Origin of the sequence: Winogradskyella sp. ECml5-4, assembly GCF_036903175.1 — a bacterium.
Taxonomy (GTDB): domain Bacteria; phylum Bacteroidota; class Bacteroidia; order Flavobacteriales; family Flavobacteriaceae; genus Winogradskyella; species Winogradskyella damuponensis.
On sequence record NZ_JAYJLF010000017.1, the window covers coordinates 19392 to 33647 of the forward strand.

The window sequence follows — 14256 nt, forward strand, 5'->3', positions numbered from 1 at the left end:
CTGTGTCTTTGCGAGAAAATGTATATAGAATGACTGAAAACGATATATCTAGAATTATAGTCGATGTTTGTTACCACATTCATGTTGAACTTGGTCCAGGTTTATTAGAATCTATTTATGAAGAAATTTTATATCAGGAATTAAAAAATGAAGGTTTTAAGGTTGATCGACAAAAACCTTTGCCTGTAACTTGGAGAGGAAAGCAGTTAGATTTAAATTATAGAACCGATTTAATAGTTGAGAATAAAGTTATTATAGAGGTTAAATCCGTTCAAGAAATTCATCCTGTTCATCCAAAGCAATTATTAACATACTTGAAACTTTCAGGAATAAAGTTAGGCTTATTGATTAATTTTAATAGTCCATTAATTAAGACAGGTATAACGAGAATAGTTAACAATTTATAGGTTATGCGTTCAGAAAAATCTTTGCGACTCTACGCCTTTGCGAGAAAAATATGAATCTACTAACAAAAATACCACTAAAACCACAACAGCATCATCAATTAGATTACAACTCTAAGATTATGCTGTTTGGCTCATGCTTTTCAGAGAATATAGGTGAGACGTTTAAGTATTATAAGTTTCAAACTACAGTTAACCCTTTCGGAATATTATTTCATCCTTTAGCAATTGAAAACCTCATAACTAAGGCAATTAATAAGGATTATTACTCTAAAGAAGATTTAGAGTTTCACAATGAGCAGTGGTGTTGCTTAGAGGCACATTCAAAGTTAAGTACAACTTCAAGTGCTGCGTTATTAGAGGTTTTAAATAGACAAATTGAAAAGGCACACAATGATTTGCTTAACGCAAGTCATATTATAATTACTTTAGGAACAAGTTGGGTGTATAGACATATTGCTTCTGATAAAATCGTAGCCAATTGCCATAAAATTCCCCAAAAACAATTTTTAAAAGAACTACTTTCTGTAGCTCAAATAACGGAATCTCTAGAGGCTATTATTAGCTTGGTAAAAAGTGTTAATCCTAATATTACATTTCTTTTTACCGTGTCTCCCGTTAGGCATATTAAAGATGGTTTTATTGAAAATACGCGTAGCAAATCACATTTGTTAGCTGCAATCCATCAGGTTATAGAACCTAGAGCGCAACGTTATTATTTTCCTTCTTATGAAATTATGATGGATGAATTACGAGATTATCGTTTCTATAATCCAGATATGCTTCATCCAAATGAGGTGGCGATAAATTATATTTGGGAAAAATTTAAAACAGTTTGGTTAACTGATGATGCATTAAAATTTTTAGAAACTGTTGCCGCTATTCAAGCTAAAAAAGCACATCGTCCCTTTAATCCAAATTCTGAAGTACATCAAGCTTTTCTTTCAAAACTTCACTTAGAAATTGAGAATTTGCACAAGGAATTTCCTCATATTTCATTTTAATATATCATTAGCTTAAAACGACAGTTTTCTTAAATATACGCAATTCGTCGTATGGTTTGGCTTTGTCTTATTGTGCAAATTTGTCTCATTATTAACCAATAAATTAATTTACAATGAGAAAATTAAACCAAATCATGTTACTTATAATGACAGCTTCATTAGTAGCATTCACATCATGTTCTAAAGATGACGATGGAGGAAGTGGAGGAAATGCTCCTTCCGGAACTTTAGTTGCCAAAGTAGATGGTACAAATTATGAGTCAATGGAAATCTCTTCTTCAGCTACTATAACAAACAATCCTTCTGGTCAAAGTCTTATTATCATAGCCTCTAATAGCGATGGTAACGCTTTTTCATTTACAATATTTGGCTATGATGGTGTAGGAACCTATAGTTTTGATGGTTCTATTAACACGGGTGTTAATGTGGCTTCTTACTCTGAAACAGATGTAAATTTAAATGACCCGGTAAATTCGGTTACCGAAATGTGGCAAGCTCCATACGAGAATCTATCTGTTGGTTCTATTAGTATTTCTGAAGAAACGGATACTAAAATAATCGGAACTTTTGAGTTTGATTGTAAAAACATAGGAGGCGATCAATCTATAAAAAACATTACAGAAGGCGCGTTTAACCTTGGTAAACAAAGCTTGTAATTTATGAAGACGCTATTTGTAATTATGCAGAAAATAATAATGCCTGTACTCTTATTGAGTACAGCATTAGTGTTTGCTCAGAAAGCAGAAACACCAGATCAAAATTATAATTTAGGTAGTAAAATAAACGAAATGACCTTAACGGTTGGAGGAGTGTTGGTTGTCGCCACAAATGATGGTTTAGTTGGCATTAAACCAATGGAGAGTCAGCCTGTTTTTACCTTTAATAATTTTGGTAAATTAAAACCTGAAGAAACAGATTTTATACCGGGATCACCTTATGTCATCGTTTCTCAAGGTGCCGGATCTAAATTGGCTGGTATTGCTAAAACCAAACGCGCTGTGATAGACTATGTCAGAGGCCGTGTTATTTTTAATTCAGAAGACGATAACTGGAATCAAGTATATACTTGTAACGTTATTTTACCGCAAAATAAACTTATCATAAGTGGTATTCAAAAAGTAGGAGATAAATTTGAAAAAATGACACCTAAAGTTGCGGTATATGACTTATCAAGTTCCACCTTAGATTATAGTTTCTTTTTAGATAAACCAGGACGCGTAGGTATGTCTAAGGACTTTAGTGTTACTGGAACACCATTGTTATTAAAAGAGTTCTTAATTATTCCAACAGCACAAGGCCTAATCGCTAAGTCGCATGATGGTACGGAATTATGGACGACTAAAATAAAAAATGTGAGTAAGATGATAGCTGATGCTTCAGAAAATGAAATTTATGGTTTTGAGGCTGTAAACGCAGGTAAAAATACACGGATTCATAAAATGGATAAGAATGGCAAAGCTTTGTGGGATGATGACAGAAAAATAAAAGGAGTTATTTCTAAATTTGAAATACTTCCTCAAGGTTTAGCTGTAGTAAGTAATAAAAGTAGTGGTGGAGATACCAGCGTTTTTGCAACTAAAGATGAATCTGAAATTGCCTTTTTAAGTGCTGCATCGGGAGAAGATTTATGGGAAAAGGCACCTAAGACTAAAGGCTATGTGCAACATTTTTATATTATGGAAGACGGCATATTGTTTGGAATTCAATCTGGTGGAATTAATAAAATTTCGTTCGACGGAAAACCATTATTTAAGAAACCATTAAAAACAGGAGAAAATATTATAACCATGGCAGAATCGCCTCAAGGTTTAATTTACATCACTAGTGAGGATGCTAACATTGTAAATTTAAAAACAGGCGAAGAGGTTTGGAACAAACCGTTAAAATATAAATCGTCGGCTTCCGTAGTATCAACCTTTGATAATGAAAGTAATCGATATTTAATAGCAACGGATGATACAGTTTTTACAATTGATGCAGCTTCAGGTAAGGTTTCTGAATTATCGGATATTAAATTGGGGGAAAAAGAATCACCAAATACCATGGCTATAAAAAATGGTAACATTTTTATAGGGTCATCACAAAACATGATGTTATTAGATAAAGATGGTAAGGAAATTTATCACAGTTATCATAAATCACCAGGAAAAAGTGGTTTTATGAAAGTTGTAGGTGGTGTGGTTGCAGCAGCATCTTTAGTAGCAACAGTATCTACAGCAGCTGCAGCAGGTATGAATAATAACGGAATTAGTACCAACAATCTGCGGAATTATAATGATTACGGAAAGGAGGCCAAACGCGCATCAGATATGTTTGCATCTATTAGTGATGCGTCTTTTAAAATGATGTCTGAGCGTTTTAAAGCATCTTCTGCAACAGAAAACGCACAATTCGTTTTAACAAATTTAGACAGTGGCGTCGGTTTAGTAAAAGTGAATAAAGATACTGGTAAAATAGATAAGGAAATTCTTCTCAAAGACAAAAAGCCCGAGTACAAAGTAGATGAATATGGAGGGTATTTGTTTTATAAAGCAAGTGACGACACCATTTATACTTATAATCTTAATAAATAGATGTGTAACTAATTGATTGAGCGCAATTTGTTTATGATTGCGCTTAATCTTTTAAAACAGCTAATTAACTCACTAACAATCTTATATTCCTAATGCTATTAATTAATTACTTAAGAGGCATCAATTGTACATTCTGTATGAAGTACAGAAAACACTTGATGTTTTTTTTGTTATTCTTTTTAATCAAAAGCACAAATCTGGTAGCTATAAATTCGACTTTAAATAGCAATTATGCTTCCGGTACTGAAGCTCATGTAACAAGAGATAATACGAATCAAATTCTTATAGATAGAGTTGTCTTGGCAGAGCAGCAATTAAGAGTTCAAAAACAAAATTATCAAGTTTATGGTGGTCTTTGCTTGTTTGTAATTTTAAGTGTAATAGCTTACCTTATTTACAGTCAATACCAATTAAAACACCATCAAAGTCAAAAAGAAAAGGAGTTAAAAGAAGCATTGTCAAAAATAGAAATTCAGAATAAACAACAAGAGAAACGCTTAAAAATATCCAATGATTTACACCATACTATTGGCGAACAACTTACTTCTATAATTTCATCTTTAGATAATTTAAAATATACGTTCGCTATAAAAGATGAACGATTAAAGAAAAAACTCAAAACCATAAGTAGTTTTACCTCACAAGCCAGTTACGAACTTAGAGATGCTATATGGGTAATGACTAAAACGGAGATTACCATTTTAGATTTACAAGCTCGAATTATAAATTATATAGATTTTTTAAAACTTCAGCATGCCAACATTCAGTTGCTGTTTAAGGTGAGTACTGATGTGGATACAAGTATAAATTTTTCAATGCTTAAAGGATTTACGATCTATAATGTGATACAAGAGAGCATTCAACATAGTTTAACCTATGAAGACGTTTCAATGGTAAAAGTAACGGTACGTACGATGGTTTCTAATATGGTGTTTAAAATTTCTAACAATGGAACAGGGAGTCGTACAAGTACCAAAATTAGAGGCAATGGACACAATTCTATGGAAAAACGAATACAAAGTGTTGGAGGAGAATTAGAATTTATTTTCCTTGAAAACGCTGGTAATGAAATCATAATCACAATTTAGTTTTAAAAAAACCTTATCTTCATATCGCTATTATCTAACTAACCATTTAATGAGACTATTCGTTTTTTTATTACTCTTTACGCTTGTTTGCGTTGGGCAAACACCAATATCTGCTAAAAAACTTAATGATTCAGCTCTAAGTATTTATAAAAATCAGCCCCAAAAAGCGCTTGAAATATTTCAACAATCTGAAGCACTTGCAAAATCTAAAAGCGAAACTTTAGAATACGCAAGAGCTAAAAATGGTTTAGGCTTACTATATAGAGATTTAGGAGCATTTGAAAAAGCTATTGCCTATGCAAATGACGCTATGTCTATTTCTAAAGATTCGTTATTAACAGCTAGCGCATTAAATAACATAGGACGCTCTAAACGCCAACTAGGTTTTTATGAAGATGCTTTAACTTATTATTTGCGTGCCTTAGATATTTATGACGAGTTAAATAAAAAAGAAGAAGAGGCTACTGTAACCAACAATATTGGTTTAGTGTATAGTTATTTGGGCATCAATGATAAGGCTATAGAATATCATTTGAAAGCTAAAACTGCCTTTGAAGAATTAAATAATAAAAAGGGCATCTCGGAGGTTTATAATAACATCGCTATTATCTATGCTAATGATGGTGATTTAGAGAAAGCCTTAAATTATTTTAAATATTCTCTGGCCATAGAGGTAAATCTCAAAGATAAAAAAGGTATGGCAGAATCGGCCAATAATGTTGGTGCTGTTTATTATTACATGCAAGAGGTAGATTCGGCCTTAACCTATTTTGAACAATCGGTTACCATTGAAAAATCGATAGGGAATTTTGCAGGCTTACCAGCGAGTTTCAACAATATAGCGCAAGTTTTAATAGAAAATAAAAGGCTGTCAGAGTCTATAACATATATAGATAGTGCCTATCAATACGCTAAAGACTATAAAGTGGCAACTGAAATTGAAAATTCACTACTTAACTATTCTGAATATTATGAAGCTTCGCAAAACAACAGTAAAGCTTTAGATTATTACAAAGCCTATACACAAGCAAAAGACAGTTTACTAAACCTTGATACCAATAGTAAAATTGCAGAATTAGAAATAGAATACCAAACCGAAAAAAAGGAAAAGGAGCTGTTAGAACATCGGGCATATTTGGCTGAAAAGGAATTAGATTTAAGTAAAAAAAACAATTATATATTAGGTTTAAGCGCACTAGCCATTGTATTAATGCTTTTAGGATATTTAATTTATAACCAACAAAAACTTAAAAACAGACAGCTAAAAAAAGAAAATGAATTAAAAGATGCATTGATAAAAATTGAAACCCAAAATAAACTTCAAAATCAGCGCTTAAGGATTTCTAGGGACCTTCATGATAATATTGGTGCACAGCTTACATTTATAATTTCATCGTTAGATAATTTAAAATATGGGTTTCAACTTCCCGAAAAATTAAGTCAGAAATTAGGAAATATAAGTGCGTTTACCACCACAACTATTAATGAACTAAGAGACACTATTTGGGCTATGAATAAAAATGAAATTACGTTTGAAGACCTTCAGGTTCGCATTTCAAATTTTATTGATAAAGCGAATTTAGCAGCTCATAATATAGTCTTTCAGTTACATATTGAAGATAATGTAGATAAAGCAGCAGTGTTTTCATCCATTGAAGGCATGAATATTTACCGAATAATTCAAGAAGCTATAAATAATGCGTTAAAATACGCAGATGCTAAAACGATTAATTTAACCATAGAGGACATAGATTGTAAATTGAAAATAATCATTTCAGATGATGGAAAAGGTTTTAATCAAGCTACAGTGAAATTGGGTAACGGTATTCAAAATATGAAAAAAAGAGCAGCTGAAATAAACGCAGGTTTAATTGTAGATTCTATGGAGCATAAAGGGACAAGAATAATACTCAATTTGTAATTAAACATAACCTGAGCTTTCTACATACGGAGATTTTAAATTGAGAAACAGATGAAAATAAAAATTGCTATAGTAGACGATAATACCTTTTTAGTAAAAGCGGTAGAAGAAAAATTGTCTTTTTTTAAAGACGTGAACGTAAAATTTACTGCTATGAATGGTTTAGATGTTTTAGATAAATTAGAAAGTAACCATAATCTCGATTTAATATTAATGGATATAGAAATGCCAGTAATGAATGGCATTGAAGCCACAGAAAAAATAAAGCAAAAATATCCACACATTAAAATAATAATGCTCACTGTTTTTGATAACGATGAAAACATTTTTAATGCCATTAAAGCTGGAGCGGATGGGTATTTATTAAAAGAAATAAATGCTGGTGATTTACATTCAGGGATCCTAGAAACCTTAAATGGAGGAGCCGCAATGAATCCATCAATTGCACTAAAAACATTGAAATTATTACGCAATCCGTTTGTTGCACAAGATAAGAAAGATCTACAGGATATAAAGCTTACGGAGCGTGAAATAGATGTTTTAGAACAGCTAAGTAAAGGGTTGAGTTATAATGCTATTGCAAATAACCTTATGCTTTCTACAGGAACAATTAGAAAACATATTGAGCATATCTACAGAAAATTACAAGTGCACAATAAACTAGAAGCGGTTCAAAAAGCGAGACGGAATAATCTTATTTAGTAGGTTTAAAACTTTATGAGAAGGTTGAGTTTGTTTAATATTAATAATGATAGGAAAAATAGTACTACATTCGTAATCTAAAAAACAAACATGAAAAAACTAATTTTTATTTTTTGCGCCTTTGGCCTAACATTTAACTCGTGTTCAAGCGATGATTCTACTGATGATACTGGAGATCCAGATACTGTTTTGTTGAAATCAACTACCGAAACTTATGAAGATGGCGTTTTTGTAACTAATTATACCTATGCTGATAATAAATTAGTTGGTATCTCTTATTCTGGAGGAGACAGTGAAGTTTTTAACTATACCAATAATCTTTTAACTTCTATTAAAGAATATATAGATGGTGAATTAGATACGGAAATAGAATTAGAATACGATAGTAATAATCGTTTAGTTACTGAGACTTTTATGTATGATTTTGGTCCTGGTGAGGTTAATACCTATACTTATAACGCCGATGGTACTGTTACTATGCTTGAAGCTGGAGTGAATACGTATATATATACCTACGATGCCCTAGGTAACCGTATTGCAGAGGAGGATGTTAATGGAAACCAAGACTATGTTTATACTTATGATACTAAGAATAACCCTTTTAAAAACATTCATCAAAGTGAAGTTTTTGAATTAATGGGACACAGTACTTATAAAAATAATGTGCTAACGTATGTTAATACTAACGGAGTATCATCTGATATTTCTGATGCATATACCAGCTCTTATTCTTATAATAATGCAGATTACCCAACAAGTAGTACTATTACATATGTACCAGGTACAGATTTTGAAGAAACTATTTTTGTGGAATTGTCGTACTATTAATAGAATAGATAGATTTTAAAAATAAAAAAACTCAAATCTTAAAGGTTTGAGTTTTTTTATGCGATAAGTTTTTTTTAGTTAATTTAAAATTTGACTCACTACTCTAAAAAGTATTGAAGCAGGTGCAATTATTAAGCTTATAAAGAAGATATATTTTCCGTGTTTTCTATCACTCTCAGCATAGGAATAAACTTTTTGACCGTTTGGTAAGGTCTTTTTAGATGTCCACAAAAAATAACCTATTATTAATCCTAAAAAACCACCTAAAAGCATAAAAAAGTAACCCGCAATAATCCAAGGTTTTTGATTTCCTTCAGGTTTTGCTAATTGTTTTAATCGTTCTTCTTTTAAAGAATTGAGTAAATCTTTATCTATAGATTTGCCTCTTTGGATTAATATTTTTTGGGCAAGTGTATAATCAAAGGCATTCCATTCGTCAGATTTTAATAAAATCTCATAAAGCTCTTTGTCTGTAAAATCAAATAAGTAATAATCTTTATCAATGTTTTCAATTAAATCTTCTGCATCTTTTTCGAGAAGGAGTTCCGCTTTTTTAAAGTCCGTTTGTTTAATTCTAACTTCAATTTCGTTTTGTAAAGTATTTCCAGAGAAGGTAACATCAACAGGCGGCACATTGTCACCAAGAACGGTTTCAATACCATTGTTGTTTAGTAACGTTTTTAGTTCTGTAGCTTGTTCTAAACTTGGGAATTTTCTAAATATAGAGTAATCGTCTTCCATTTATAATAGATTTGTGACATTGGTTATGATAAAATTCAATTTACTTATCATCAACTCTAACACTATCTGGTACTAAAACGGTATAGTCACCATTATTTCTAATAACATCTCTTACAATAGAAGATGAAATAAAAGATGTTCGAGCAGCTGTTAATAAAAATACGGTTTCAATTTTTGATAATTTTCTATTGGTATGTGCTATGGCTTTTTCAAATTCAAAATCAGCAGGATTCCTTAAACCTCTTAAGATAAATTGAGCATTAATATCTTTACAGAAATCAATAGTTAAGCCTTTGTATGTTACAACTTTTACTTTGGGTTCGTTTTTAAATGTATCTTCAATAAATGCTTTTCGTTCTTCTAAAGAGAACATATATTTTTTTTCAGCATTGATGCCAATAGCCACAACCACTTCGTCAAAAAGTTTAATACCACGCATTATAATATCGTAGTGACCGTTTGTTATGGGATCAAATGACCCAGGAAATAGTGCTCTTTTCATTGACTAATTTTTGTTTTTTCCACAGAATAGGAAAACGTATATATTTCAAATATAACTATTAATTTTTCAAGGCTTCTTCAATAGCATTGCTAAACAAATCTTGTAAACTTATTCCAGCTTCGGCGGCTTGTTGAGGTAAAATACTTTCCTTAGTTAAACCAGGAACTGTGTTTACTTCTAGTAAATAAGGCTCGTTATTTTTAGCGATAAATTCACTTCGTGAAAACCCTTTCATACCAAGGATATCATATATCTTTTTGGCTTCGGTCCTTACTTTGGCTGCGTAATCTTCAGAAATACGAGCGGGAGTGATTTCTTGTGATTTTCCTTCGTATTTAGCTTCGTAATCAAAGAAGTCATTTTCAGAAACGATTTCAGTAATTGGTAATACAAGCGTTTCGCCTTTATAAGAGATGACACCAACAGAAACTTCGACACCATCTAAAAACTGTTCGATTATAATTTCATTGTCTTCTTTAAAAGAATTGTCTATTGCAGCTTGTAAATCTTCTTTTTTATAGACTTTAGATATTCCAAAACTGCTTCCAGCTTTATTTGCTTTTACAAAACACGGTAAGCCTACTTTGGCAATAATGGCATCTTCATCTACTACATCTCCAAGATTAAGAGGGTAACTCTCAGCGGTTTTAATACCATACGGTTTTAAGGTGGCTAGTAAATCACGTTTGTTAAAAGTCAGCGCAGCTTGGTACATACTACAACTGGTTTGGGGTAGATTTAGCAATTCAAAGTAGGCTTGCATAAATCCATCTTCGCCAGGAGACCCATGAATGGCATTAAAAACGCAATCAAAAGTTATTGTAGTTTCATTTACTAATACCGAAAAATTGTTTTTGTCTATTAAGAATTCTTCTTCCATATCATTAACAAAAACCCATTTGTCTTTAAAAATATGAATGCGATAAGCATTGTATTTTTCTTTGTCTAACGTGTTGTAAACCACGTTGCCACTTTTAAGGGAGATCTTATATTCACTAGAATAACCGCCCATTATAATTGCAATATTTTTCTTCATCTTTAACGCCCACAAAAGCGGGTATCTTTTAAGTTTAAAAAGCCATAGCGTAAAAGTATCATTTATTTTTAATAATCTATATTCAGAAATGATACGTATTTTATTAGTACAACGTTATTATACCATTAGAATTTCTTAATTTTGCCAACAATTATTTGCTTATGAGTTTTGTGAAGTTTCTTACCAGTAAAGTGTTTTTTAAACAATTGGCATTAGCCATTGTTGCTGTAGTCGTATTATGTTTTATTGTGCTAAAATGGCTAAACATATCTACCAATCATGGAGAATTTGTAATTGTACCAGATTTAAAAGGTAAATCTTTAGAAACGGTAGGGATTGAACTTAAGGATCATGATTTAGCAATGGAAATACAAGATTCTGCGAATTATAATCCTAAATATCCTAAGTATTCTGTAATTGAACAAAACCCAATAGCAGGATCAAAGGTTAAGGAAAATCGAAAAATTTATTTAATACTAAACCCTTCTGGTTATAGAAAAGTACAAGTGCCAAACATCTTAAAACGTACTTTTAGACAAGCTAAACCTCAATTAGAAGCCTTAGAATTTAAGGTAGGAGAGATTACATATATAGACAATATCGGAAAGGATGTAGTTTTAGGTATGAGGCATAATGGCGAAACTCTAAAATCAGGAACACTTTTACCACTAACATCTACAATAGATTTGGTTTTAGGTAACGGTAAGCGCAATTAAGATATGGCTAATATTCCTGATATTTCAGACGAAGAACAAAACGAATTATACGAACATCACGCGTTTAGAGTTGTTGCTGGTCAACAACCACTGCGAATCGATAAATACTTAATGAATTTTATTGAAAACGCCACGCGTAATAAAATTCAAGCGGCTGCAAAAGATGGCAGCATCTTTGTAAATGATGTTCCTGTTAAATCTAATTACAAGGTAAAACCCAATGATTATATTACCGTTAAATTTGAGCATCCACCTCATGAGAATCTTTTAATTGCTGAAGATCTTCCTATTGATGTGGTGTACGAAGATGATGACTTGCTAGTTGTTAATAAACCAGCAGGTATGGTAGTGCATCCAGGACATGGTAATTATTCAGGGACTTTAATAAATGGACTTATTTTTCATTTCGAAAACCTACCAAATAACTCAAGTGAGAGACCAGGTTTGGTTCATAGAATAGATAAAGATACCAGTGGTTTATTAGTGGTGGCAAAGACCGAACATGCTATGGCACACCTTTCAAATCAGTTTGCTAAAAAAACAAGTGAGCGCGAGTATGTTGCACTTGTTTGGGGAAACATGGAAGAAGATGAAGGCACTATTGAAGGTAACATTGGTCGCCACCCAAAAAATAGATTACAAAACACGGTATTTTTAGATGATGAAGAAGAACAAGGTAAACCAGCTGTAACACATTATAAAGTGATAGAGCGTTTAGGTTATGTTACTTTAGTGAGTTGTAAGCTTGAAACAGGTCGTACACACCAAATCCGTGTACACATGAAGCATATTGGTCATACGCTTTTTAATGACGAACGTTATGGTGGAGAACGCATCTTAAAAGGTACAACATTTACAAAATACAAGCAGTTTGTAGATAATTGTTTTAAGATCTTACCACGACAAGCCTTGCATGCCAAAACGTTAGGTTTTGTTCATCCAACGACAGGTGAGTTTATGAGGTTTGAATCTGAAATTCCTGAAGATATTGCGCAATGTGTAGAAAAATGGAGGCATTACGCTAAGCACATTGATTAATATCTTAACCAAAATTTTAAATAGACTTTCGTTATATCACTATCAAGATTAGTTCTCACTAATATTTGAAACACGAGCATTTACATTGTATTTTTACAATGAGAAAGAAAAATTGTTTAACTTTTAATGAGAGCCACTTTTGTGGGCATTATTATGAAACTAGTACTATCACCAGCAAAATCTTTAGATTACGAAACCAAATTGCCAACAACAAAATCAACTCAAGGTCTTTTCTTAGATGACGCAGAGCGCTTAAATAAGGTATTAAAAAAGAAATCGGCTAAGAGCTTATCTCAACTGATGCATATCTCAGATAATTTGGGGCAACTGAATTACGAGCGTAATCAAGAATGGGAATTACCCTTTACAAAAGATAATGCAAGACAAGCCATTTATGCATTTAGTGGTGATGTATATCGAGGATTAGATGCTTATTCTATAGACTCTAGTAAATTAGATAAGGTTGAAGACACCGTTCGGATTTTATCAGGATTATATGGTGTTTTAAAACCCTTCGATTTAATACAGCCTTACCGATTGGAAATGGGAACAAAAATGCCAGTTGGTAAAAACAAAAACCTTTATGAATTTTGGCAGAAGAAAGTGACGAAAGCTTTAAACGAAGAGCTAGAGGATGATGAACTCTTTCTTAACTTGGCAAGTAACGAGTATTTTAAAGCGATAGATACCAAAGCTTTAAAAGTGCCAGTTGTAAATGTAGCCTTCAAAGAGTTTAAAAACGATAAATATAAAATCATAGCCATCTTTGCCAAATTAGCTAGAGGATTAATGACGAGATATATTATTGATACGGATGCAAAAACCATTGACGATATTAAAGGTTTTAATTATGAAAACTATGGTTTTAGCGAAGCATTATCTTCAGAGAATGAATTGGTGTTTACAAGATAAATAAATCCGTAGTGCCTTAAATTGAATATATGTATTACTTACTTATAGTTGTTCAGGTGTATTGTTTATATCACGTCTATAAAAACAATAAACCTTTTTACTGGTATTTTCTCATCTTTTTTGTTCCTGCCATTGGATCTTTAATTTATATTGTGACTCAGATGTTTAACAAAAGTGATGCAGAAAAAATTCAAGAGGAAATCACAACGGTTCTTAATCCGACTAAAAAAATAAAAGATTTAGAAAAGAAGCTTGAATTTGTTGATACTTACACTAACAGAATTGAATTAGCTGATGCTTATTTTATAAATAAAGATATTCCTAATGCTATTGTTAATTACAAGAAAACGCTAGAAGATACAGTTCAAGATGATTTATATGCAAGGCAGAATTTAATATTGTGTTATTTTCAACTTAAGGATTATGCAGGTGTAATTGAGCAGGCGGAACTGATAAAAGAAAAATCAGAATTTAAAGGTTCTAAACAACAATTCTGTTATGGTTTAGCTTTAAATGCACTCGGAAGAACGGATGAAGCCGAAGCCCAATTAATACAAATAGACAGGCCATACTCAAATTATGCAGAACGTTTAGCGCTGGCTAAATTTTATTTAGAAAACAATAGAACGTCAGAAGGGAAGGAGCTATTAGAAGAAATCGCAACAGAATCAAAACGCTTAACAAAACCCAACAGAAAACTTTACGGAGCAACCATTGCTGAGGTTGAACGTATGTTGTCTGCATTATAAGGTTTTACTTTAAAATCCAAACAAACGATTTATAATATTCAC

15 protein-coding genes are annotated in these 14256 nt (G+C 32.0%); 12 read left to right on the plus strand and 3 right to left on the minus strand.

The features are described 5' to 3' along the window. The first annotated feature begins 29 nt into the window (after positions 1-29). From VDP25_RS15115 to VDP25_RS15150, 8 genes are all read left to right on the plus strand, one after another. Positions 30-407 (plus strand): GxxExxY protein, encoded by a 378-nt coding sequence (locus VDP25_RS15115; RefSeq protein ID WP_334471192.1) that lies wholly within the window; start codon positions 30-32, stop codon positions 405-407. Positions 408-457: 50 nt separating this feature from the next. Continuing rightward, complete coding sequence (locus tag VDP25_RS15120; RefSeq protein ID WP_334471193.1) at positions 458-1408, plus strand: GSCFA domain-containing protein; 951 nt, start codon at positions 458-460, stop codon at positions 1406-1408. Positions 1409-1521: 113 nt separating this feature from the next. Further along, entirely contained in the window at positions 1522-2064 is a 543-nt protein-coding gene (locus VDP25_RS15125) for a DUF6252 family protein (protein ID WP_334471194.1), read from the plus strand. Positions 2065-2067: 3 nt separating this feature from the next. Continuing rightward, positions 2068-3981, plus strand: coding sequence for an outer membrane protein assembly factor BamB family protein (locus VDP25_RS15130; RefSeq protein WP_334471195.1), 1914 nt, complete (start codon positions 2068-2070; stop codon positions 3979-3981). A gap of 137 nt (positions 3982-4118) precedes the next feature. Then, positions 4119-5069 carry a sensor histidine kinase gene (locus VDP25_RS15135; protein WP_334471196.1) on the plus strand — a complete coding sequence of 317 codons (951 nt, stop codon included), beginning with the start codon at positions 4119-4121 and terminating at the stop codon, positions 5067-5069. Positions 5070-5118: 49 nt separating this feature from the next. Next, positions 5119-6990 carry a sensor histidine kinase gene (locus tag VDP25_RS15140; protein ID WP_334471197.1) on the plus strand — a complete coding sequence of 624 codons (1872 nt, stop codon included), beginning with the start codon at positions 5119-5121 and terminating at the stop codon, positions 6988-6990. 51 nt (positions 6991-7041) lie between these two features. Further along, complete coding sequence (locus VDP25_RS15145; protein ID WP_334471198.1) at positions 7042-7692, plus strand: response regulator transcription factor; 651 nt, start codon at positions 7042-7044, stop codon at positions 7690-7692. Positions 7693-7782: 90 nt separating this feature from the next. Further along, positions 7783-8520, plus strand: a complete 738-nt coding sequence (locus tag VDP25_RS15150; protein WP_334471199.1) for a hypothetical protein — start codon at positions 7783-7785, stop codon at positions 8518-8520. A gap of 78 nt (positions 8521-8598) precedes the next feature. Here the strand turns inward: VDP25_RS15150 and VDP25_RS15155 are convergent, their stop codons facing one another. Genes VDP25_RS15155 through VDP25_RS15165 form a run of 3 tightly spaced genes read right to left on the minus strand, consistent with a single transcriptional unit; the run spans position 8599 to position 10799 of the window. Continuing rightward, positions 8599-9261 carry a hypothetical protein gene (locus VDP25_RS15155; RefSeq protein ID WP_334471200.1) on the minus strand — a complete coding sequence of 221 codons (663 nt, stop codon included), beginning with the start codon at positions 9259-9261 and terminating at the stop codon, positions 8599-8601. Positions 9262-9301: 40 nt separating this feature from the next. Continuing rightward, positions 9302-9763 carry a pantetheine-phosphate adenylyltransferase gene (gene coaD, locus VDP25_RS15160; RefSeq protein ID WP_334471201.1) on the minus strand — a complete coding sequence of 154 codons (462 nt, stop codon included), beginning with the start codon at positions 9761-9763 and terminating at the stop codon, positions 9302-9304. Between the two features lie 58 nt (positions 9764-9821). Further along, positions 9822-10799, minus strand: a complete 978-nt coding sequence (locus VDP25_RS15165) for a D-alanine--D-alanine ligase (RefSeq protein WP_334471202.1) — start codon at positions 10797-10799, stop codon at positions 9822-9824. Between the two features lie 161 nt (positions 10800-10960). Here VDP25_RS15165 and VDP25_RS15170 point away from each other — a divergent pair, with 161 nt between their 5' ends. From VDP25_RS15170 to VDP25_RS15185, 4 genes are all read left to right on the plus strand, one after another. After that, a complete protein-coding gene (locus VDP25_RS15170) occupies positions 10961-11515 on the plus strand; it encodes a PASTA domain-containing protein (RefSeq protein ID WP_215924701.1) in 555 nt (184 codons plus the stop codon). 3 nt (positions 11516-11518) lie between these two features. Next, a complete protein-coding gene (locus VDP25_RS15175) occupies positions 11519-12553 on the plus strand; it encodes an RluA family pseudouridine synthase (protein ID WP_334471206.1) in 1035 nt (344 codons plus the stop codon). 153 nt (positions 12554-12706) lie between these two features. Beyond that, positions 12707-13465: a peroxide stress protein YaaA gene (gene yaaA, locus VDP25_RS15180; protein ID WP_334471208.1), complete on the plus strand. Its 759-nt coding sequence runs from the start codon at positions 12707-12709 to the stop codon at positions 13463-13465. A 29-nt stretch (positions 13466-13494) separates the two neighbouring features. Then, on the plus strand, positions 13495-14214 hold the full coding sequence (locus tag VDP25_RS15185) for a hypothetical protein (protein ID WP_334471209.1): 720 nt from the start codon (positions 13495-13497) through the stop codon (positions 14212-14214). The last annotated feature ends 42 nt before the right edge of the window (positions 14215-14256 follow it).